Below are 22,413 nucleotides of genomic sequence, written 5' to 3'. Positions count from 1 at the left end.
ATTCAGAAGCTCACCGTCAGGTTGGTCGACAGATATTTGGTATCGCCCGACTGTGGTGCGTTCGGCGCGTCGCGCAGGAAGCGGCCCTTGGCCAGCCACACGCCATCCAGTTCGGCGCGCAGCCGGTCCTGGACGATCCAGTATCGCAGCCGCGCATCGACCTGATGGCCGGCAAAATTGCCGGATCGCCCGGTGACGTCGCGCACCCCGGTGGTTGAGAAGCCATCGGTGCGATCGGCCAGCCACATCGGCCGGTAGGTCACGAACCAGTCGATCGCCTTGTTCGGCACTGCCTCCAGGCGGATGCCGGGTGTCATGATGTTGGCGCGGCCGACCGCATTGTACAGGCCGGCCGGCGCGAGATCGGCGCGGCGCATGCCGAACAGCGTGTCGAACCGGCCATAGGTCCGTCCCGGCCCGTCGCCGCTGGCCCGGTCGAACTCGATCGAGACATGCGGCTTCCATCCATGAGCGAAGGTGTAGCCGATCTCGGCATGGACGAAGGATGCGCTCACATCGAGCATTGCCGCCGTCGGCGCCAGGCTGCTCCGGATATGGCCGAGCTGGTAGATCGCTTCGACCTCATAATCGAACGCACCCGCCTTGGCATCGCGGACGATGCGGGCGCCGACCGTGTTCAGTGAACGATCGCGGCTGGGCCGCCCCGGCGCATCGCGTTCGCCAAGATGGTAGAAGGACAATTCCGCCAGCGCTGGGCCGATCGTCTTCGCGCGGGAGACGGTGCCGCCCCACAGGACCTGGTCGAAGCTCTCCCGATCGACCTTTGGCCGGTTGTCGAGGATGGAGGTCAGGTCGTCGGGCAGGCGGACCTGCGGCAGGACATAGATGAAGGTACCGCGCACCCCGCCCCGGGCTGCGATGTCGGCGCGCAGGCCCGTATATCCGTTGGTGGTGTTGCGATAATCGTCGGCGGCGACCAGCCGGCGCGAGCCGATGTTGAGCAGGAAGCGCCCGCCCTGCAGCGCAAGAGCGGTACCGGCGCCAAAGGCATTCGGGGTGTCGACCGCGACATAGGCCTGTACCAGCTCGGCCGCATTCACCTCGCCGGTGGTGACGGGCGTACCGCGATCGGCAAGATAGGCCCGGCTGTCGTACAGCTCGGCCGCGATCCGCACCGGCCCGTGACGGTATTGCGCGGTCAGGATCGTGCGCAGGTTGATCAGCTCGTCGCTGCTGTTGAACCCCGCGCGCGGCTGACCGTCGATCGTTTCGTAGCGGAAGCGAAGGCTGCCGCTCAGGTCGAGGCCGTCGCCCGGACTGCCTTGTCCGGCCTGGCCGAAGGCGGGCGTGGCGGCGAAAAGGAGGCAGGCGGCCGTCATGGCGCCCCTCATGCGGTCACCCCGGCCAGATAGAGCGCGATGCCTGCCGCCGAGGTCGCTGCGAGCGTCGGGATCGTGCCGGTCTTGAAGCGCAGCACCGCGACGACTGCCGCGGCCGACAGCAGCAACGCCCATGGATCCACGCTCGACAGTACCGGCAGGTCGAAGCGCAACAGGCCGGCCTCGAACGGCCGCACTGCGCGGAACAATGTGTGGACCGCGAACCAGATGGCGAGGTTCAGGATTACCCCGACCACCGCCGCCGTGATGGCGGACAGGGCACCGGCGATCGCGGCATTGCCGCGCAACCGCTCGATGAACGGCGCGCCCAGGAAGATCCACAGGAAGCAGGGAATGAAGGTGACCCAGGTCGCGAGCAGCCCGCCCAGCGTGCCGGCGAGCAGCGGCGGCAGCATGCCCGGATCGCGATAGGCGCCCATGAAGCCGACGAACTGAAGCACCATGATCAGCGGCCCCGGCGTTGTCTCCGCCATGCCCAGCCCGTCGAGCATCTCGCCCGGCTGAAGCCAGTGATAGGATTGCACCGCTTCCTGAGCGACATAGGCGAGCACGGCATAGGCGCCGCCGAAGGTGACCATCGCCATCGCCGAGAAGAAGGTCGCGATCTGGCTGAAGACATCGTCAGGCCCAAGCCACAGCAGCAGGATCGCGACGGGGGTCAGCCAGAGCGCCAGCCAGACCGCGGCGATCCGCAACGCCTGGCCTTTGCCCATGCGCGCATGGGCCGGCAATTCTTCGCCCAGCAGAGTGTCGCGGTCCTCGACGATCGCGCCCTTCGACGCCCCGTGCCCGCCACCGACCTGGAACACGCCGAGCCCCGCGCGGCCCCCGACATAGCCGACCGCGCCGGCCGCAAGGATGATCAGCGGGAAGGGGACGCGCGCGAAGAAGATCAGCAGGAACGCGACGCCCGCGATGGCGAGCATGACGCGGTTCTTCAGCGCCCGCGAGGCGATTCGCACCACGGCCTGAAGCACGATCGCGAGCACCGCCGCCTTCAGGCCGAAGAACAGTGCCGTGACGATGCCGAGCTTGCCGTAGATCGCGTAGATCCAGCTCAGCGCCATGATCGATATCACACCCGGCAGGATGAACAGCCCGCCGGCAATAATGCCACCCTTTGTGCGGTGCATCAGCCAGCCGATATAGGTGGCGAGCTGCTGCGCCTCCGGGCCGGGCAGGACCATGCAATAGTTGAGCGCATGGAGGAACCGGTGCTCGCCGATCCAGCGTTTCTCCTCGACCAGCACGCGGTGCATCATCGCGATCTGGCCGGCGGGTCCGCCGAAGGAGAGGGCTGCGATGCGCAGCCACACCCGGAAGGCCTCGCCGATCGAGACCAGCTCCGGCGCCGTCCGCGCCGTTGCGGCGGCGGTCATTTCGGGCTCCGCGACGTCGCCGGCTTGTGGGATGTCCAGTCATGCGTCTCGCCGGTCGCGTCCCGGCACCAGCGATAGAGCGCATCATAGACCGGCATGCCCGCGTCGAGCTGGGCCAGATCGTCGGCAAACATCCGCGACAATCCGAGCGATATCGCCAGCAGGCCGGCGGCTTCGGGGATGAGGTCGAGGCGCGCCGTATCAGCGCCGCGCACGATCGTGGCGAGGCGGGCGAGCGCCTCGATCCCGCCCAGGCCAAAGCCGTCGACCATCACGTCGAAGGTGCAAAGGTCGCCGCGATGTGTCCAGCGTACGCCGTCGCCCTCCACATCGAACGGCGTCGCGCCCATGCGCACGGCCACGCCGGCGACCTCGGGGGCAGGCACGAACAGGAATTGCGCGGCGGGATCGACGAAGCGGCGGATCAGCCAGGGGCAGGCGATCCGGTCGACCTTGGGCCGCGCGCGGGTGACCCAGAGGGTGCGGCCCGCGCCGTCGCGCGGCGGCACCGCCGCCTGGTCGACCATCGCAAAGCCGGCGGCCGCCCAACCGGGCACGCCATCCTCCAGTGCATCGGCATCGGCACCGGCCTGGCGCAACAGAGCGGCGACGCCGTGGCTGACGGTGTCGCTTTCACCGGCGACGATCACCCCGCGCCCGGAAAGAGCTGGAGCCCAGTCGGCGGCACCGGCGAAGGCGCGACGCACCGCGCCGGGAATCAGGCGCGGCTCGGCGGTGAATTCGGCATCGGTGCGGATATCGATGATCGTCGGGCAACCAGGGGTACCGATCAGCTTGATGAGCTTGTCGGCGGCAATGGCATTGATCGCGGGCATGATGCGTCCTCAAACAATAAGGGACGCGATACTTCAGCCTGTCGCCTCATGGGGAGATCGCGATCCCCATGAGGCTAAAAGGCAACGTGGCGGCGTTTCTGTCAAGCCTTGGTGGGCAATCAGGGCTTGGCGGTATCCAGCACGATATCCTGGACCACGATCCTGTCGCCACGGACCACGAACACATCGACGCCCGACACCTGTTGCGGCGTGCCGCGGAACTGCATCCAGCGCAGCAGGGCGACGTCGCCGCCCAGCGGCTCGACCACCGTCTCCATCGCGCGGATGCCGTCGATGCTGCCCTTGCCGGTGAGCACGACGAACACTTTTCGCGCATTCGCCTTTCCCGAATAGACGCCCGGGGCATTGGCAGGAGTTTGGCCGGGTACCAGGCCGGGCGGAGTGATCACGACGGTATCGTCGGCATAATCCGCCATTACCGCATCGACATTGGCGGTCTTCATCGAGGCGACATGATCCTTCACGACCTGCTCGGGTGTACGATCCGCCGCATTGGCCGGGGCCGCGCCCAGCAACGCCAGCGCCGCCGCCATTTTGATCAAGGTCGACATGTCTTCTCTCCCCGTCTTCGTTGGGGAGCTTGATCGCCTAATATGATATAGGATTCAAGCGTCGCCTTCCGTTCGCGCATGCTGCCACCCATATCTCCGCCTCCCAATCCGGAGATTCGATCATGCTGAAGCGACGCGCCCTCGGAACCCAAGGCCTCGAGGTTTCGGCACTCGGGCTCGGCTGCATGGGGATGAGCCAGTCCTATGGCAGCTTCGACGATGCCGAATCGATCGCCACGATCCACCGCGCGATCGATCTGGGCGTGACCCTGTTCGATACCGCGGAGGTCTATGGCCCCTATACGAACGAGGAACTGCTTGGCCGCGCGCTCCGGGGCAGGCGCGACAAGGTGGTGATCGCGACCAAGTTCGGCTTCGATCTCCGGCACGAGAATCGCACCGGCGCCGTGAACAGCCGGCCCGAGCATATCCGCGAGGTCGCCGAGGCATCGCTCGAACGGCTCGGCACCGATCATATCGATCTGCTCTATCAGCACCGCATCGACCCCGCCGTGCCGATCGAGGATGTCGCCGGCACGGTCGGCGACCTGATCCGCGAGGGCAAGGTGCGCTATTTCGGTCTGTCCGAGGCTGGCGTGGCCAATATCCGCCGGGCGCATGCGGTGCAGCCGGTCACCGCCTTGCAGAGCGAATATTCCTTGTGGGAACGCGGGCTCGAGGCGGAAATCCTGCCCGCGCTACGCGAACTCGGCATCGGCCTGGTGCCGTTCAGCCCGCTCGGTCGTGGTTTCCTGACCGGCACCGCGATGCGCGCGGAGGATTATCCGGAAGGCGATTTCCGCCGCGGCGATCCGCGTTTCCAGGGTGAGAATTTCACCGCGAACATGCGCGCCGCCGATGCGGTTCGCGCGCTGGCCGAGGCGAAGGGCGTCAAGCCGGGCCAGATCGCGCTCGCCTGGCTGCTCCATCAGGGCGAGGATCTGGTGCCGATCCCCGGCACCAAGCGGCGCGCTTATCTGGAGGAGAATGTCGCAGCGGCGGCGATCGCACTCAGCGGCGAGGAACTGGCGGGGCTTGACGAAGCGCTACGCCCCGGCGTCGTCGCGGGGGAGCGCTACGGCAAGACCGGGATGGCGATGCTCGACCGCTGACGCCGGTTCAGGGTTTGTCGGTGAAGCGCTTGACCTTCACCGGCAGGTCCTTGCCCTTGGTCCGCCGCGACGGGATCTGGACCGGGTGCTTCTTCTTCCATGCGGCGAAGGTCATCGGCCCATCCGGCGTATCGATGATCAGGTCATCGGTCGAGTCGCTCACGGCGGCAGGCTCCCGGATTGGCGCGGCGGCACTGCCTCGAGGGCCGGTGCCGCCGCTGAACGATCAGCCCTTTACGGCCTTCGGCTTGGCATAGGGTACGAACTCGCCCAGCCCGACAAAGCCGGTCTGGAAACGCGATGCCCGGTCGACCAGCTTGATCGTGTCGAGGCTGCACAGCTGCGACCCGAAGGTCTTGCTGACCAGAATATCGTCGCTGTCGAGCGAGGTCTGCCCAATACGAGGGCGGTTGACGTACAGCGTGCTGCCGATCCGGTAGACGATCGCGGTGCCGTCATAGACCGTCGACGAGGTGATGTTGTGCTGGCTGATGCAGCTCACGGGTTTGCCGGCGATCCGGCCGTCAAGCGCCTTGGCGAGTTGGGCCTCGGCCTTGACGTTCTGGCGGTTCTCGCGCGGTGCGGCGGGTGCGGCTGCGGCCATGCCGACCAGCGCGGCACCAAGGAACAATGAGGAGATACGCATAAGGACCCTCGTTCGTTTGAGTGTTGCCGAGAGCCATACCACATTGTTGCTGAACCGGCGATGAGTCGCGGGCCCGATTCGATCCCCCAGGTCAGGGTACGCGGCGGGCGGTGATGATCTTGATCGTCGGCGCGAGCATCTGCCCCTTCATCGCGCCTTCGCCCTCGGTGGGGGATGTGGGCGCCGCGCCGATGCGGCGCACCACATCCATACCCTCGACGACATGGCCGAACGCGGCAAAACCGACATTGTCACCGGGTTGGTCGGGTTTGGCATCGAGCGAGGAGAGATCGCCGATCGAGATGAAGAAGTCGGCGGTCGCGCTGCCCGGCTTGTCCCGCGCCATCGAGATCACACCGTCCTTGTTGGAAAGGCCGGTCTGCGTGGTCGGCTCGTGCGCCACCGGTGGGAACAGCTTCTTCGGGTCGTTGCGCAGGCCTCCCTGGATCAGGCCAAATTCTGGCTGAAGTTTCATCGCGCGGTAGAAGGTGGTCCCGTCGAACCGCTTCGTATCGACATAGCGCAGGAAGTTCGCGGTGGTCTTGGGCGCGCGGTCCTTTTCCAGTTCAAGCGTGATCGGCCCTTCGCTGGTGGTCAGCACCACGCGAACGGTGGCGGGTGCCGCTATTGGCGCCGCGGTCTGTGCGGAGGCGGAGCCGATGCCCAGATACAGGGCGGCGAAAAGGGCGAATCGTTTTAACATGCATTCAGCCTAGAGCGTCGCGCCGCGCTCTGCCAAGCCGCCGGATGGCTGCCCCCGCGCGGATACGCCGCACGGGGGCAGGCGCATCAGAACTCGGCGCTCACGCCGAAGGTGAAGGTCCGGCCGCTGGTCGTATAGACCTCGGAACGGTCGGCATTGACGTCCGCGAACTGGCGGATCGCCTCATTGGTAAGGTTGATGCCTTCGGCTACCAGCCGGATCTTCGGCGTGATGTTGTAATGCACCTGGAAGTCGATGTTGTTGGTGCCCTTGATGCCGTCGCCGGTGTTGGCGAAATTGCCGGTGTTGGTCAGATACTGGCTGCGATAGGCGTCCGACACGCGCACCCCCCAGTCCTTGTCCTCATAATAGAGCGTCACGTTCGCCGCCCATTTGGACAGGTTGAGCAACGGCAGGGTCTCGATCCGGGTGGTGGCCCCCGAGGTATAGATCGCCTTCTGGTGCCCGTCGAACCAGGTGCCGTTGGCGACCATGCCGAGATGGTCGAACGGTGCCGGCAGGAAGGTGAAGTCGTGCTGGACCGCCACCTCGATGCCCTTGATGTCGGCGCCCGGGCCATTGACGGGCCGGCTCACGTCATAGGGCGTGGCGCCGGTCTGATCCTGGATCAGCAGCGACAGCGGCAGGCCCGTCTCGCTGTACGGGATCGTCGTGCTGCTCGTCGTGATGAAGCTGTCCATATGCTTGTAGAAGAAGCCCACCGAAGCGAAGCCTGTGCGATCCATATAATATTCGATCGAACCCTCGATCGATGTCGCCTTGTACGGCTTCAGGAAGGGATTGCCGAAGCTGGCGCTCCCGCCGTTCGGCCGGGTAGTGAGCGTGCCGGCCGCCGCCAGGTCGCCCAGCGCCGGGCGGTTGACGTTGCGGCTCGCGCTCAGGCGCACCACCACATCCTTGGCGACGTCGAGCGCGAAATTGGCGGCGGGCAGCCAGCCATGGCTGTTGGTGCTGATCTCCACCGGTACCAGCGTATTCACCCCGTTCACCGGCGCGGTGAGATGGCCCGAAGAGGTCAGGTCGGTCGAATAATAGCGCAGGCCCGCATTGCCGCGCAGGCGCATGCCGCCGACCTGGGTGTCGAGATCGACCTGGGCGAAGCCGCTCCAGGTTTTCTCGTCGACCAGATAGTCGCTGCCGGCCTGCAGGTTGCTCGCCGACAGGTTCCGCGGATCGCCGATATAGGCATACACCCCGTCCACATTGCCGACGATATAGGGCAGCAGCGAATCCCGCCCGATCACCTCCTTCAGATTGTTCGGAATCGCCACATCCGCCGGGACGTTGTGGAACACCTTGTTGACATAGATATAGCCGCTGTTGGTGAAGTGCTTGAATTCGCCGCCGGCCTTGAAGGTCAGCGCGTCGGTCGCCGCGAAGGCGGCGCTCAGCTTGCCATTGGCATATTTGCTGGTGATCCCGTTTTCCTGCACGTCCAGGCGCTGCAGCGCCCAGTTGTTCGGGTCAGTCAGGTCCTTGCCATAGGTGTTGACCGGGATGGTCGGCCGAGTGTCGAAGCTGAAGGCCATGTTCTTGGCCTCCATGAACACCTTGTCGAATACCGGCTGGCTGAAATCGGATTCCTCATAACCAGCCAGCGCGCTGATCGTCAGCCGGTCGGTCACCTTCCAGCTCGCATTGGCCACGCCCTGGTAGAAATCGGTGTGGTTCTTGACGATGTGGTGCTCGGAACGCTGGTCGATGCCGGTATAGCTCGCCGCGCGCAGCGTGTTGCCGTCGACCACCGCCGACTGGATGATCTGGCCGCCATTGACGGTCGCGCCGGTCAGCGCATTGGTGCCGGCGCTGGCGATGGCGTAATCGTCGCGATAATCCCACAGCCGGCCATAAAGGAAGTCGACGTCGATCTTGAACCGGTCGCCGGGATGATATTGCAGCGAAGAGGTGACGCCCAGCCGCTTGCGGTCGGTGTACCAGGTCGAAGGCGATTCAGCCTGGGGCGCGATGATATTGCCCGATTGCAGCAGCTGGGACGTCGCGGCGTCGATATTGGGGCCGATATTGCCGGGCGCATATTTGACATAGCCCCAGCCCCAGTTGCGATAGCCATATTCGTTGCTCTTGATCTGGCTGTACGCGACCGAGACGAGCGCGCCGAAATCGCCCCAGCGTCCCGACGCGAGGCCGACCACGCGCGGCGTGATGCCGCTGGTGTTGGTGTTGGTCTGGCCCTTGGCCGACACGACGATCTTCGAACCGCTATAATCGAACGGCTTGGCGGTATTCAGGCCGACCGTACCGGCAATGCCGCCCTCGTCCTGCTCTGCCGCATAGGATTTCTGCACCGACACGCGGTTGAACAGTTCCGACGCGAACAGGCTGTAGTCGAACGAACGCGACCGGCTGACGCCGCCGCGATTGTCCATGCCCGACGCGGTGTTGCCCAGCACTTCCATGCCGTTGAGCTGCGTGCGGGTGAATTCGGCGCCGAGGCCGCGCAGTGCGATCTGGCGGCCTTCGCCCGAATCGCGCGTGATGGTGATGCCGGCGACGCGCTGGAGCGATTCAGCCAGGTTCAGGTCGGGAAAGGCGGCGATATCCTGCGCCAGGATATCGTCCTCCGATCCTACGGCGCGGCGCTTCAGGTCCTGCGCGCGGCTGAGGCTCTGGCGATAGCCCGAGACGACGATGTCGCTCTCGCTGATGGCTTCCTGCTCGGGCGCGGCGCCGGCGGTTTCGACCTGCGCGATCTCGCGCACGGCATGGGCGGGGCGGCGCTGGGCGGCTGGTGCGGCCATGGGCTTCAGCACCGCGACGCCGTCGCTGATCGATGCCGACAGGTTGGTGCCGCGCAGCATCAGGTCGAGCGCCTCGCGCACGCTATGCGCGCCGCGCACGCCGGCGGTGCGGCGCTTCGCCACGACGTCCGGCGCCACGATCACCTGCACGCCCGTCGCGCGCGAGAAGTGCGAGATGGCGGTGCGCAAGTCCGACGCGCCGATGTCGAACTGCATCTGCCGTGCCAGCGTGCCCTCGACCGGCTTCGCCTGCGCCATCGCCGGCGCGGCGAGCGCCGCCGCCAGCGCGATCAATGAAAGTCCCTTTGTGCGATCCATGATGTTCCTCCGCTCAGGCGCCTGTTCGCCTCGGACGGAGGACGGGGCTGGACACCCGATCCGGACAAAAGAATTTTGTTGCAGTGCAATGACATCTGCGTGACGAAAACGAGACTCACTCCGCCGCCGGCGCGAGCCGTAGCTTGTCGCCTTCGTCGACGACCTCGAACCCGTAGGCCGTCCCGATCGCACCGAGCAATTGCCGTGGTTTATCAAGCTTGAAGCGGCCTGACAGGGCGATCTTGCCCAAGGTCGGCGGCGGTTCCAGGATCAGCGGCCCGCCGCGCCGGTTGAGCGCGTCGACCAGATCGGCCAGCCGCATATCGTCGGTGTCGAGCCAGTCCTCGCGCCAACCCTGCTGCGTCGCATCAAAGCGTGTCGGCGCATGTGCCACCCCGCTTTCGAAGCGCGAGCGCCAGCCCGCCGGCACCTCGACGCTGCGCGCGCCGGCCCCGACACCGCCGAACCGCACCCGCCCGCGATATACGGCGAGCTTCACCTCGCCCCGCGCCATGTCGACATCGAAGGCGGTACCCAGCACCTGGGTCGCCGACGCGCCGGCCTGCACGATGAAGGGCCGCTCCTTTTCGTGCGCGACGTCGAAATAGGCCTCGCCCCGATTGAGTGCGACCTGTCGCCTTTTATCGTCGATCCTCACGTCGAGGCTGGTCGCGCCATTGAGATGGAGCGCCGTTCCGTCGGCGAGCGTTACGTCGCTCTGCTGCCCGCGCGCCGTTTCGTAATGCGCGACGATCGGGGCCGGTGCGGTGGCGAACCACCCGTTCGACCAGCCGCCGATACCCACCACCGCGACCAGCACGGCCGTCCCGAGCGTCGCGATGCCGCGACGGCGCGCTGCTCGCATTGCCAGGATGTCACCATCGGAAAGCCGGCCAAAGCCGGCCGACTGCTCGAGCGCTTCCGCCAGGGCCGGATCGTCGAGCGTCGCCCGGACGTCGCCGGCGAGCGGCGGCGGCGTGGCCGATGCCTCGTCCTCGGCCAGGGCCCAGCGGGCGGCATCGCGCAGGGCGGCGCGGCGGCTCATGCCCGGGCTCCCGCCGGCAGGCCGCGCCGTTCGAGCGCCGCGCGCAGATCGGCCAGCGCGCGGCTGCAATGTTTCTCGATCGAAGAGATGCTGAGCTGCAGGTCGTTCGCGATCACCGCCGCCGGGATGCCGTCGAGGCGCCGGCGCAGGAACACTTCGCGGCGCAGCGGCGGCATCACCTTCAGCGCGCGTACCAGGATATCCACCCGCTGCCGGTAGTCGAGAATCTCCTCGGCGCGGGGCTGCGGGCACGCGATGTCCTCGGCCAGCTCGGCGGTCTGCGGCTGGGCCTGGCGGCGGCGCAGATGGTCGAACACCAGGTTGCGCGCCACCGCGAAGCAGAAGGCGCCGACATCCGCCACCGGCCGGGTGCGGCGATAGCTGTAGAGCCGGACATAGGTTTCCTGGACGATGTCCTCGCCGTCATTGCGGTCGCGCAGCCGCCCTTCGACGAAGCGCTGCAACGCGTGGCGCAGATCGATCTCGTCCCGCGCAAGGCCGCGCGCGGCGATGGGCGACAGCTCGTTCATCCGGCACGACCAGCGGGGGCGGGCAGGGTAGGGCGGCGCGGCATGCCGGTCATTGGTCGCTCCCGTCCCTGGAATTCGCACGAGTCCCGCCCCTCTAGGCGCGCTCCATGACCCGTAAGTGACAGTCGTGCGGATGAAGCGCAGGCCCGTCGCTTTACTGTAACGCTCGGGCCCTAAGGCCCCGCCTTTGGTGGCAGGAGCGGACGATGCGCAGGGCGATGCTGATGGCGACGATGGCGGTGCTCGCCCTGGCCGGCTCGGCCCCTGCGCAACAGGCGGAACGGCCGCTGTTCAGCATCGGCGCGATCGCCGATGCGCAATATGCGGTGGAGCCGGACAGCGGCCAGCGCCTCTACCACACCACTCCGGCCAAGCTTTCCGCAGCGATCGTCGATCTCAACCGCCAGCAACTCGCCTTTGTCGTCCATCTCGGCGATTTCATCGACCGCGATTGGGCAAGCTATGATCTGCTGCTGCCGGTCGCACGCAAGCTCCGCCATTCCTGGCAGTTCGTGCTGGGCAATCACGAATTCTCGATCGACGACGCCCACAAGCCGATGGTTCCCGCCAAGCTTGGTATGAAGGCGCGCTATCACAGCTTTGTCGAGCATGGCTGGATGTTCATCGTCACCGACGGCAACGATCTCAGCAGCTATGCCTGGCCGGCGGGCAGTGCCGAGCTGAAGGCCAGCATGGCGGCGCATGCCGCGCTCTATGCCGACAAACCGTTATGGGACGGCGGCATCGGCGACACCCAACTCCACTGGATCGACGCGCAACTGGCCGAGGCGGACAAGCGTGGCCTGAAGGCGATGCTGTTCAACCATTTCCCGCTCTACCCCGAGAACCAGCACAATCTCTGGAATGCGCCGGCGGTGATGGCACTGCTCGAACGCCATCCTTCAGCGAAGATCTGGCTCGACGGCCACAACCATGACGGCAATTACGGCGCCCGCGCCGGCATCCATTACGTCAACCTGAAGGCGATGCTCGACACGGAGGAGACCTCCTATGCCCGGCTCGATTTCTTCGCCGACAAGGTGGTGGTGCACGGCACGGGGCGGCAACAGGACATGACGCTCCCGCTGCGGTGACGCTGGCCGATCCCGGTTTCCGTGCCTAGACTGGCTGGGTCAGGTGTCGTGGAGAGGAGCCGCCATGCAGATCGTCGACCGCGCCCCCGTGAAGGGCTCGCTGCGCCCGAGCAACCATCCCTATCTCAACGGCGCCTGGACGCCGCTGCATGAGGAAGTGACGGCGATCGAGCTCGACGTGATCGAGGGCGCGATCCCGAGCGACATCGACGGCGTCTATCTGCGCAATACCGAGAACCAGCTTCACCAGCCGCTCGGCCGCTATCACCCGTTCGACGGCGACGGGATGATCCACCAGATCGATTTCCGGAACGGCACGGCTTCCTATCGCAACCGCTTCGTCCGCACCCGCTGCTTCCAGGCCGAACGGGAGGCCGGCGGGTCGCTCTGGGGCGGGCTGGCGGATCGCGCCGGCACGTCGCTTCGCCCCGGCTTCGGCGCGCATGGATCGCTCAAGGACAGCAGCAGCACTGACATCATCGTCCATGCGGGCAAGGCGATCTCGACCTTCTACCAGTGCGGCGAAGGCTATGTGCTCGATCCCGAGACGCTCGATCAGCACGGCATGGCGCCCTGGGTGCCGATCGACGGCATCTCGGCGCACCCCAAGGTGGATGACCGCACCGGCGAGCTGATGTTCTTCAATTATTCGAAGCACGCGCCCTTCATGCATTACGGCGTGGTCGATCGTGCCGGGCAGTTGACGCATTATATCCCCGTGCCGCTGCCCGGCCCGCGCCTGCCGCACGACATGACCTTCAGCGAGAACTGGTCGATCGTGAACGACCTGCCGGTGTTCTGGGATGCCGAGCTGCTCAAGCGCGACATCCATGCCGCGCGCCTGCATGAGGGCGTGCCGGCCCGTTTCGCGCTGATCCCGCGCCATGGCGGCCCCGACGAGATCCGCTGGTTCGAGGCCGAGCCGACCTATGTCCTCCATTTCCTCAATGCCTATGAGGAAGGCGACGAGGTAGTGATGGACGGTTATTTCCAGGAGGATCCGACGCCCGCGCCGCTCGAAAATGCCGATGGCTATGGCCACCTCATGGCCTATGTCGACGAGCACAGCTTCCGCCCGAAACTGCACCGCTGGCGTTTCAACCTGGCCGACGGCACGACCCGCGAGGAGCGGCTGGACGAGCGCATCCTCGAATTCGGCATGATCAACCAGCGTGTCGCCGGTCGGAAGCATCGCTACATCTATTCGACCACCTCGAAGCCAGGCTGGTTCCTGTTCAACGGTTTCGTCAAGCACGACCTCGACACGGGCGAGTCCTGGGAAGTCATGTTGGAGGACGGCCGCTACGCCAGCGAAGCGCCCTTCGCGCCGCGCACGAACGCAGTCGACGAGGATGACGGCTATCTCGTCAGCTTCATCATCGACGAGAATCGCGGTACGTCCGAATGCGTGCTGATCGACTGCAAGAAGTTCAAGGAGGGGCCGGTGTGCCGCATCGCGCTGCCGCACAAGATCTGCAGCGGGACGCATGCACATTGGGCGGAACGGGCGGTGTTGCGAGGATAAGCTCCCTCTCCCAGCGGGAGAGGGAAGGGGCCCATCGCTTCAGCGATGGGAAGGGTGAGGGCGACGATTCGTCAGCCTCATCACCCTCACCCTTCCGTCGCTTCGCTCCTCCCTCCCTCTCCCGCTGGGAGAGGGAAAAGTTACGCCTTCGGCCACCACGGCACGAACCCCGAGGTCCGCCGCACATAGTCCTGATAGCCCGCGCGCTTGCGCTTCAACCGCCCCTCGATGGTCGGTACGCCCGACCATCGGATCAGCGTCCAGGTGAGCAACGCCGGCCCAGGCAGCGCCCAAATCCCCGACCAGCTCTCCGCGGCGATCAGGTACAGCCCCCACCAGGTCAGCGCATCGCCGAAATAATTGGGATGGCGCGTATAGCGCCACAGCCCTGTCGCCAGCACCTTGCCCGCATTGGCCGGATCGCGGCGGAACTGCACCAGCTGCCAGTCGCCCACGCTCTCAAACAGGATGCCGACGATGGTGATGCCCGCGCCGACCATGCCCAGCACGCCGACCGGCGGCCCGGGATCGATCTGGCCGAGCTGAACCGGCAGGCACACGATGAACAGCAACGGTGCCTGGGTTGCGAAGACCAGCAGCAGCGACGCCCGGGCGAAACCCCAGCCCTTGGCTTCCTCGACCATGGCGAACATCTTGCCATAGCGCCGGTCAGGCCCGTGGGTGCGCCAGCGCCAGAGGAGATACAGGCCAAGCCGCACGCCCCACACCGCGCATAGCCCCAGCAGCAAGGCCTTGCGTGTCGGGTCACCGCCGGTGTGAAGGAAGCTCGCTGCGCCGAGGAACACCATGCCCAGCGCCCAGACGCTGTCGATCGGCGTCACGTCGCGCGTCTTCAGGCAAATCAGCCACAGCAGGACGAACAGCGCGATCAGCAACGCCGCGTTGGTGGCGAGCAGGACGAGCGCGTTCATGCCGCCGCGCGCTCGACGATGAAGCTGACGGTCGTGGTGGTCGATCCGCCGATATTGAGCGTCTGCACGCGACGTGCCCCTTCGACCTGATAATCGCCCGCTCTTTCGGTCACCTGCTTCGCCGCGTCGAGCAGCATTCTCACCCCCGTCGCCCCCACCGGATGGCCGAGCCCGATCAGCCCGCCCGACGGGTTGACCGGCATCCGCCCGCCGATCTCGATCGATCCGTCCTCGATTGCCTGCCAGGACTCGCCAGGTCCGGTCAGGCCGAGATGGTCGATCGCCATATATTCGGTCGCCGTGAAGCAGTCATGCGTCTCGATCGCGTCTACGCCCGCGATATCCACCCCGGCCCGCGCTCGCGCGTCGAGGATTGCGCGGCGGACCTGCGGGAAGACATAGGGCTCGTCCTCGCTCGCCCGCACCTTCGCCGCATAAGGGATGGGCGCGGAGCGATGTCCCCAGCCGCCGATCCGCGCCAGGCTCTCCAGCGGCACGCCGCGCTTGCGCGCATAGTCGGCGGCGCGCTTGGGCGAGGCGAGGAACACCACCGCCGCGCCATCGGTCACCTGCCCGCAATCCATCTTGCGCGTCCGTCCCTCGACAACCGGATTGGCCTCGTCGTCAGCGGTGAAATGCGCGGGCGTGAAGACATGCCCGCGCGTCTGGGCATTGGGATTGCGTTTCGCGTTGCCGAAATTGATCTCGGCGATGCGCATCAGATGCTCATATTGCAGCCCGTGCCGCCGGTCATATTCCTCGGCGAGATCGGAAAAGGCGCGCGGCCAGACGAACTCCGCATCGCCGAATTCATGGCCGTTCCAGGCCGCCGCCCCGAGATGCTGCGCAGCCGTCCGCCCGGGGACGTTGCGCATCTGCTCGATCCCGACAACGCAAGCCAGGTCGTATCGCCCAGCCTCGATCTCCGCCGTCGCCGCCAGCAGGGCGACGCTGCCAGAAGCACAGGCGGCCTCATGTCGTGCCGTCGGCAGCCCATCCCATGCCGGATCGGCCATACCGAAGAACCCGCCGAGCAAACCCTGTCCCGCAAACAGCTCAGCGGTGAAGTTGCCGACATGGCCCGTTTCCACCTCGTCGGCATCGAGCGCGGTCGCGTTGAGTCCGTGCCGCACCGTCTCGACAAAGGCATCGGCGATATCGATCCCCTCGCGGCTCCAGATGCGCGCGAAGTCGCTCTGCCATCCCCCCAGGATATGGACCAAACCCGCTCTCCCCTTTTCGTGGCCGCTTTTCCATCGGCCTTTCACTGAGTGTCGCGCGTTTGGCGGCGCTTGGCAATTTGCTCCGGGTTCCCGCCAAAGCGGCTTCATCTCCTGAGACGGCGCGCCGATCGCGGCATATCCTCGCGGTTGGGACAGGTGCGTATGCGGCCGTGGGGGAAACGGGCTCGTGCGCGATCGGAAGGGGGGAGCCGATGATCCGCGGGACAGGTTCGGTTGTCGTTATCGTCGCGGGGATCTTGGCGATCGCCGCTTATTCGGGTCGTGGCACCAGCCAGGAGGCGCCACCGCCAGCGCCGGTCGTCGCGCTGGCCCCGCCGGCAACGGATATATCGGACGGCCCCTATATCGCCGACCCGTCGGTCGTGACCTTGCTCGACCGGACCGACCCGGGCGGGGACTGCGCGAAATCGGGGCCGCTGGTGTTCGGCTGCCTCATCCAGGCGCTCTCGACGGCGGAGCGGCACGAGGCGCCGGTCGGCGCCTTCGCCAATCCGTTCAACCTCAATGTGGCGCAGGATATCCGCCAGACGATCGAACAGGACCTGACCGGCTATCAAAACAGCGGCGGGATCGAGCCGAGCCAACAGATCAATCCCGGCTTCCTGAGCAATAGCGGCTCGCGCATGGAACTGGTCGGTATCGTCAACCGGATCGACCGCCAGTTCATCCACGATGTCGTGCCCGGCGACGAGGACCATCGCCGCTGCGGCGAGATCAGCCTGGTCTATCGTTTCTCCTATTCGCTGCGCCAGGGCGCGATCTCCTCGCGCCTGCCGGTGACGATGAACGTCGTCCTGCCCGCCATCCCGCGCGACGACCGGTCGGGCATCACCAATTGCCGCGAAGTGGCGGCGCGCTGGGTCGCCGAGATGCGCCGCCCGCGCGGCCGCTCGCCGGAACAGGTCGTAGCCGACCTCACCGATCCGAAGACCGGCATCGTCGCCCCGATCACCGGGCGCGATATCGAACGGGTCGAACTCAACATCCAGGCCTATCGCATCAGCGCGGGCGCCGACGTGACCGATCTGGGCAGCACCGCCGAATATGTCATCCGCGTGTTCCGCTGGAACCCGGATCGCAAGATGTTCACCGCGAGTTTCCTCACCAACCAGATCGATCGCGCGCGTCTGATGGGCAATCCGCGCGGCGACGCCAATTCCTGCGATCCGGGTACCAACCGCCCGATGTCGCGCAACCGCTTCCTATCCTTCCTGCTGTCACCGGTGGTGCTGTCGGACGTCGACAACGGCACGCTCAACATCCCGCAGGAATTCCTCGCCTGCCGCGCGACATCGGTATCGCCGGGCGGCGCGGCGCGATCCGGCAACGCGCTCTACTGGGATGCGACGACCCCGCAGGAGCAGTTGGTGACGGACAACCTGATCGCCGCTGCGCTCCGGCGGGCGTCGACGCGGCAGCGCCAGTTCAGCTTCATGCGCTCGCCCGAGGATGTGCGCATGCGGCTGAACGAGCTGAGTTGCAGCGGCTGTCACCAGGCGCGGGCGATCGCCGGCTTCCACTTCCCCGGCGCCGACCGGGCGGGGACGCCCGTCTCCAACGCCGTCTATCTGCCGGGCTCGCCGCATTTCTATGGCGATCAGTTGCGGCGCAAGCTGATCCTCGATGAGCTGGCCGCCGGCCAGGCGCTCAGCCGCTACCAGCTCGCGCAAAGCTATGCCTCGCGGCCGCTCAACAAGTTCAAGCCGCAGCTTGCCGGCACCCAGCTGATCGGCGGCTGGGGCGGCAATTGCCTGATGCCCGCGCAGCGATCGAGCAGCCAGCGGCAATGGGATTGCCAGACGGGCTATAGCTGTACCGCCCTGTTCGAATCCCGCAACGCGCCGGGCATGGGCGTGTGCGTGCCGGAAGGGCGGCGCGAGATCGGCGACGCGCTGCAGATCGGCACGGTGACGAGCAGCGGCTATCGCAAGGACAGCTATTTGCGCAGCACGCCGGCGCCCGTCGGCAACTGGAACGATCGCGCCAATCGCGACACGCTGATCCCGGCGGCGATGCTCCCGGCCAATCCGCCGGCGGGCAACAGCTATTTCGGCGCGCACCAGGAATTCTACAAAGGCGTATCGACGCCCGACCCCAGCCTGCCGCCCCAGGAGCAGTTCCGGATCAAGCGGGATTCGCTGACCGGCGGTTTCCCCAGCGGCATGCTGCGCCTGTCGGAATGCCTCGGTCTGCCGCCTGAATCGACCTGCGGCCTGACCGCGTCGAGCGGCTTCAACGTCTGCCTGGACGAAGTGAAGGCAGGCACGAAAACGCTCAACCAGTGCTTCGCGCAGCGCACCTCCTATGCCGGGATGCGGGCGTGCGACGTCGCGACCCCGTGCCGCGACGATTATATCTGCCTCAGGCCGATGGGTTATGACGCCGCCAATGGCGACGCCAGTTTCGCGGCCCGGCAGAAAATCGTCTCGGGCATCTACGATCCGAAGGATTTCGGGCAGCAAAAGCCCGACCAGGCCTGGCTGTCGCGCAACGCCGGCAAGGGCGATCAGCGCGGCATCTGCATCCCGCCCTATTTCGTCTTCCAGTTCCGCTCCGACGGCCATCCCGCCCCGATGACGAGTGCGATGCGGTCCATGGCCCCGGCGCGCTAGGGCAAGCGAACGACGGGTATCCGGCTCGCCACGACATTGCGCGTCTGGCGGTCGAGCGACCAGAGGGTACGCGGCGCGGAACGGTCCCAGGCGATCGCCTGGCCGCCGGTCGGCAACGGGATGGTCGCGACATGCTCGAGCACCGTGCCCGCTTCGGGCAAGCGCAGCGCATAAAGCTCGGGCCGGTCGTGGCCGGTGACATAGAGCAGCCCGTCATCGCCCCACGACCCGCCCGAACAGCTCATCGGGGCGAAGCGCGCGAGCACGCTGTCCGGGAAATGCCATGACGCGGTCGGGCGGAATTCGGCGTCGAGCCGGACCAGCAGGGTCCAGCGATGGTCGCGCCCCGGCTCGCCGCCATGGTCGGCGGGGTAGTTGGCGAGGCCGGCATACCAGTCCTTGCCGCGTCGTTCGATCCAGGTGAGCGAGCCCGGCAGCGGAGGCAGGGCAATGCTGCGGACATGTTTCAGGGTCGCCGTGTCGAAGATCTCGACCGCGCTCGACATCGGCACGGCCGGATAGTTTGACGCGGCACAGATGAGCTGTGTGCCTTCGACGACGCAGGAATTCATATGCGGATACAGCGCCCGCGGACCCTCCCACTGGGCCACGCGCTTGCCGGTTTTCTTGTCGTATTTGCCGATGCGATTGTTGGTCATCGGATAGAAGAAGCGAGCGTCGGCAGCGACGCCCTGCCGGGCTTCCTCGGCGGTCCAGCGCGCGACCGGTTGTGCCGCGCTCAGTTCGGGCACGGCGGCCGGCGTCGGGGCCGCCACCTCCTGCGCGCCGCCGGCCGAGGTCGCGATCATTGCCGTGGCGGCGAGCAGGAGGAAGGCGCGCATCAGAACTTGGCCGATACGCCGGCGTAGAAGGTCCGGCCATAGCGTTCGTTCTGGATCAGCCAGTCGGGATTGCCCGCCTGATATTGCCGGGTCGGCTCGTCGGTCAGGTTCTGCGCTTCGGCGAAGATGCGGACGCCTTCGAACAGGCCGACGCTCACCTTGGCATCGAGCCGGCGCAGATCGTCATTATACTGGTCGTTGTACCAGACATTGCCGATCGCGAGCAGCGCCTTGCCGGTATTGTGATAGGCGACCGATGCTTCGACCGGGCCCTTCTGGTAGAAGATTTCGGCGCCGTAGAGATATTTGGACTGGTTCGGAAAGGTCGAGCTGCGCCCGTCCGGCAGGGTCAGGGTCGAGCTGGTCAGGGTGCCCGTCAGCTGGATGCCGAGGCCCGAGAGCAGGCCCGGCAGGAAAGTGAATTGCTGCTGATACTGCGCCTCGATGCCGACGATGTCGCCGTCGCTCGCGTTGAACGGCTGGGTGATCGTCAAGGTCGGATAGGCGACCCCGTTGTAGGTCGTGTTGGTCAGTACCGTCGACTTGGAGAAGATCGGGTTGCGGATGAACTTCGCGAACACGCCCACGCTCAGCAGGCCGCCTTTCGCGAAATACCATTCAGCCGTCGCATCGAGATTCTGTGCGCGATACGGCTTCAGGTCCGGGTTGCCGAGCGAGACCTGCGCGTTGATCGTGTCGATCGATCCGCCGGGCGAGAGATTGCTGTATTCGGGCCGCCCAAGGCTCGTCGAATAGGCTAGGCGGAAGATCGTTCTGCCGCTTGGCTTGATCCGCACCACCAGCGAGGGCAGGAAATCGTCATAGCTGCTGTTGCGCGCCGCCGGGGTGATCGTCGTGCCGTTCTGGAGCTGGAACCCGGTGATATCGAGCGCGGTATGCTCGTAGCGAATGCCCGGCGTCACGGTGATGTCGCCGAAGTTCAGGTTCGCCATCGCATAGACCGCGGCGACCTTCTCGGTCAGCTGGAAGTCGGACAGCGTGTTGTTCGCGAGGGTAGCGGCCGCATCGAGCGGCATCAGCGCGGTACCCAGATTGGCGTCGGTGAACTGCTGCAGCGCCGGGATGTTGAAGGTGGGGCTGTTGCTATAACATTGGTCGGTATCCGCGCTGTTCGGATAGACGCAGATCGCCGGCCCGCCGAGGCCGAACTGGCCGAGCGTCCAGCGGTTCGCCGTCGCCGACGCGCGCGTCCAGGTCGGGTTGTCCTGATCGAAGTCGCGGTCGGTCGCGCGGTATTTCGCACCGGCCTTCACGAAGCTGCCGTCGCCGAGGTTGTCGAGCTGGTAGGTCGCATCGAACCGGCCCTGCCAGATCTTCTCGGTGTTGAGCTGATGCTGCTTGGTGAACTGGCGGAACTGCATCTGGTTCGCGACGCATTCGGTGTCGGGCTTGGCCGAATAGACCTTGTCGCTGAAATCGAAGGTCACGCGGCCAGTGTTGCAGCGGAACTGCCAGATCGGGAATTTGTCGAGCGTCTCGTTGCGGCTGTACGCGCCTTCATAATCGAGCTTGAGCGCGCCGAGATCGGTCGAGCCGCCGACCATGCCCGTCGCCAGCCACTTCGCCTTGTAGTCGAGCCGCAGATCCTCGCGCCGCTCCGGCCCGGTGCCGGGTGCGCCCGTCATCGAGCTTGCGGTGCCGTTGGTGAAACCGGTCAGCCCGTCGGCGTTGAGCGTGTAGGGAGTGGTGGTGAAATCCAGGCGGTAACGGGGGCGCACCTCGTCCTCGATGAACTTCGAATAGACGCCGCGGATATAGAAGGTCTGGTGGTCGTTCGGGCGCCAGTCGAACGCGCCGGTCGCGCCGATGCGGTGCCGGTCGAGCGAATATTCGGTATATTTGATATTGTCCGGAATGCCGCCGCGCGCCGCGCCCGCGACCGGCTTCCAGTTATCCGGATAAAAGCCTTCGCTGACGAAATCGCGGTTCGAAAAGCTGGCGCCGAGCACCAGGCCGAACTGCTCGTCGGCGCCGAAGCGGGTGGCGATGCTCAGGTCGGCCTGCACCGGCACCTTGTGGTTCAGTTCCTGATATCCGGCCTTGGCGCTGCCGGCGATGGTGAACTTGTCCTTGAAGTCGAACGCCGTCTGCGTGACCAGGTTTATCGTGCCGCCGATGCCCTGGCCGTCCATGTCGGCCGTCTTCACCTTCGCCACCTCGACCCGGTTGAGCAGCTGGCCGGAGATGATGTCGAGCGGCAGCGAGCGGGTCGTGCCGTCGGGATTGCCGACCTCGATTCCGTTCAGCGTATAATTGTTGAGGTTGGACGGCACGCCGCGGATCGCGACATAGCGGCCCTCGCCCTGGTCGTAGGTGACGCCGACGCCGGGCAGATGCTCCACCACTTCGGAGACGTTGCGGTCGGGCAGGCGGCCAATTTCGTCGGCACTGGCGACATCGGTCACGCCGATCGCGTCGCGCTTCAGTTCGATCGCGCGCTGCAGGCTGCCGCGCTGGCCGGTCACGACGATGTCGCCCGACATGTCCGCGCTCTCGCCGATCGAGGGCGTGGTCTGGGCCTGTGCGGCGGCGGCGACGCAGATGGCAACGATCGAGGCGCCCAGGCGGGCGGCGGTGCGGATCTGGTTCATGATGTTCCCCTAAACGCTCTTCGGCGAGTCGGGAGTTACCGCCGCTTTGGCGGTAATCTCCGTGCCGCCGCCCTCAAGGCTTTACGTTACCGTGCCATGACCAGACGGCGGCATTTCCGTTACGGAATCGGTTTTTTCTGTGGGCATGATGCTGCGGATGCGCTGCTCGCGGAATCAGGACCATAACGGTACTAAAACGAGCATGAAGGGCGGGATTCATGCATCCAGACGGGGCTTTTGGGCGTAGCTTGCCGCATCGCCAGAAGTGGA

General features: G+C 66.0%; 18 protein-coding genes. 4 read left to right on the top strand and 14 right to left on the bottom strand.

Annotated features, from left to right (window positions below):
- Window positions 1-2: 2 nt before the first annotated feature.
- From AC1RT8_RS21940 to AC1RT8_RS21925, 4 genes are all read right to left on the bottom strand, one after another.
- Window positions 3-1,340, bottom strand: a complete 1,338-nt coding sequence (locus AC1RT8_RS21940) for an alginate export family protein (protein ID WP_493078336.1) — start codon at window positions 1,338-1,340, stop codon at window positions 3-5.
- Between the two features lie 8 nt (window positions 1,341-1,348).
- Window positions 1,349-2,740: a chromate efflux transporter gene (gene chrA / locus AC1RT8_RS21935; protein ID WP_493078334.1), complete on the bottom strand. Its 1,392-nt coding sequence runs from the start codon at window positions 2,738-2,740 to the stop codon at window positions 1,349-1,351.
- On the bottom strand, window positions 2,737-3,576 hold the full coding sequence (locus tag AC1RT8_RS21930; RefSeq protein WP_493078332.1) for a chromate resistance protein ChrB domain-containing protein: 840 nt from the start codon (window positions 3,574-3,576) through the stop codon (window positions 2,737-2,739). The genes chrA and AC1RT8_RS21930 overlap by 4 nt, the downstream gene beginning before the upstream one ends.
- 119 nt (window positions 3,577-3,695) lie before the next feature.
- The gene (locus tag AC1RT8_RS21925) at window positions 3,696-4,148 is read right to left on the bottom strand and encodes a nuclear transport factor 2 family protein (protein ID WP_493078330.1); all 453 of its coding nucleotides are present in this window, start codon (window positions 4,146-4,148) and stop codon (window positions 3,696-3,698) included.
- Window positions 4,149-4,273: 125 nt separating this feature from the next.
- Here AC1RT8_RS21925 and AC1RT8_RS21920 point away from each other — a divergent pair, with 125 nt between their 5' ends.
- On the top strand, window positions 4,274-5,260 hold the full coding sequence (locus AC1RT8_RS21920) for an aldo/keto reductase (RefSeq protein ID WP_493078493.1): 987 nt from the start codon (window positions 4,274-4,276) through the stop codon (window positions 5,258-5,260).
- Between the two features lie 7 nt (window positions 5,261-5,267).
- Here AC1RT8_RS21920 and AC1RT8_RS21915 read toward each other — a convergent pair whose 3' ends face one another.
- The 6 genes from AC1RT8_RS21915 to AC1RT8_RS21890 all read right to left on the bottom strand — a co-directional run bounded on the left by AC1RT8_RS21915 (window position 5,268) and on the right by AC1RT8_RS21890 (window position 11,282).
- Window positions 5,268-5,423, bottom strand: coding sequence for a hypothetical protein (locus AC1RT8_RS21915; RefSeq protein WP_493078329.1), 156 nt, complete (start codon window positions 5,421-5,423; stop codon window positions 5,268-5,270).
- A gap of 63 nt (window positions 5,424-5,486) precedes the next feature.
- Window positions 5,487-5,906 carry a hypothetical protein gene (locus tag AC1RT8_RS21910; protein WP_493078327.1) on the bottom strand — a complete coding sequence of 140 codons (420 nt, stop codon included), beginning with the start codon at window positions 5,904-5,906 and terminating at the stop codon, window positions 5,487-5,489.
- A 91-nt stretch (window positions 5,907-5,997) separates the two neighbouring features.
- Entirely contained in the window at window positions 5,998-6,609 is a 612-nt protein-coding gene (locus tag AC1RT8_RS21905; protein WP_493078325.1) for a peptidylprolyl isomerase, read from the bottom strand.
- A gap of 86 nt (window positions 6,610-6,695) precedes the next feature.
- The gene (locus tag AC1RT8_RS21900; RefSeq protein ID WP_493078323.1) at window positions 6,696-9,707 is read right to left on the bottom strand and encodes a TonB-dependent receptor; all 3,012 of its coding nucleotides are present in this window, start codon (window positions 9,705-9,707) and stop codon (window positions 6,696-6,698) included.
- 115 nt (window positions 9,708-9,822) lie between these two features.
- On the bottom strand, window positions 9,823-10,752 hold the full coding sequence (locus tag AC1RT8_RS21895; RefSeq protein WP_493078321.1) for a FecR family protein: 930 nt from the start codon (window positions 10,750-10,752) through the stop codon (window positions 9,823-9,825).
- A complete protein-coding gene (locus AC1RT8_RS21890; protein WP_493078320.1) occupies window positions 10,749-11,282 on the bottom strand; it encodes an RNA polymerase sigma factor in 534 nt (177 codons plus the stop codon). Before AC1RT8_RS21890 ends, AC1RT8_RS21895 begins: the two co-directional genes overlap by 4 nt.
- 206 nt (window positions 11,283-11,488) lie before the next feature.
- Here AC1RT8_RS21890 and AC1RT8_RS21885 point away from each other — a divergent pair, with 206 nt between their 5' ends.
- The gene (locus tag AC1RT8_RS21885; RefSeq protein ID WP_493078318.1) at window positions 11,489-12,376 is read left to right on the top strand and encodes a metallophosphoesterase; all 888 of its coding nucleotides are present in this window, start codon (window positions 11,489-11,491) and stop codon (window positions 12,374-12,376) included.
- Window positions 12,377-12,440: 64 nt separating this feature from the next.
- Window positions 12,441-13,901 carry a carotenoid oxygenase family protein gene (locus AC1RT8_RS21880; protein ID WP_493078316.1) on the top strand — a complete coding sequence of 487 codons (1,461 nt, stop codon included), beginning with the start codon at window positions 12,441-12,443 and terminating at the stop codon, window positions 13,899-13,901.
- 140 nt (window positions 13,902-14,041) lie between these two features.
- Here the strand turns inward: AC1RT8_RS21880 and AC1RT8_RS21875 are convergent, their stop codons facing one another.
- Entirely contained in the window at window positions 14,042-14,833 is a 792-nt protein-coding gene (locus AC1RT8_RS21875; protein ID WP_493078315.1) for a DUF1295 domain-containing protein, read from the bottom strand.
- Entirely contained in the window at window positions 14,830-16,056 is a 1,227-nt protein-coding gene (locus tag AC1RT8_RS21870; protein WP_493078313.1) for an acetyl-CoA acetyltransferase, read from the bottom strand. Before AC1RT8_RS21870 ends, AC1RT8_RS21875 begins: the two co-directional genes overlap by 4 nt.
- Before the next feature lie 212 nt (window positions 16,057-16,268).
- Here AC1RT8_RS21870 and AC1RT8_RS21865 point away from each other — a divergent pair, with 212 nt between their 5' ends.
- On the top strand, window positions 16,269-18,689 hold the full coding sequence (locus AC1RT8_RS21865; RefSeq protein ID WP_493078311.1) for a hypothetical protein: 2,421 nt from the start codon (window positions 16,269-16,271) through the stop codon (window positions 18,687-18,689).
- On the opposite strand, the gene AC1RT8_RS21860 is transcribed toward AC1RT8_RS21865, so the two are convergent.
- Entirely contained in the window at window positions 18,686-19,531 is an 846-nt protein-coding gene (locus AC1RT8_RS21860) for a hypothetical protein (RefSeq protein ID WP_493078309.1), read from the bottom strand. The two genes, AC1RT8_RS21865 and AC1RT8_RS21860, sit on opposite strands and share 4 nt — an antisense overlap.
- Window positions 19,531-22,143, bottom strand: coding sequence for a TonB-dependent receptor (locus AC1RT8_RS21855; RefSeq protein WP_493078307.1), 2,613 nt, complete (start codon window positions 22,141-22,143; stop codon window positions 19,531-19,533). The genes AC1RT8_RS21860 and AC1RT8_RS21855 overlap by 1 nt, the downstream gene beginning before the upstream one ends.
- Window positions 22,144-22,413 lie beyond the last annotated feature (270 nt).

The sequence above is a fragment of the Sphingomonas sp. GW821-FHT10F11 genome (genome assembly GCF_058809095.1).
The sequence above is the reverse complement of the archived record's forward strand: the minus strand, read 5'-3'. Positions and strand labels throughout refer to the sequence as shown.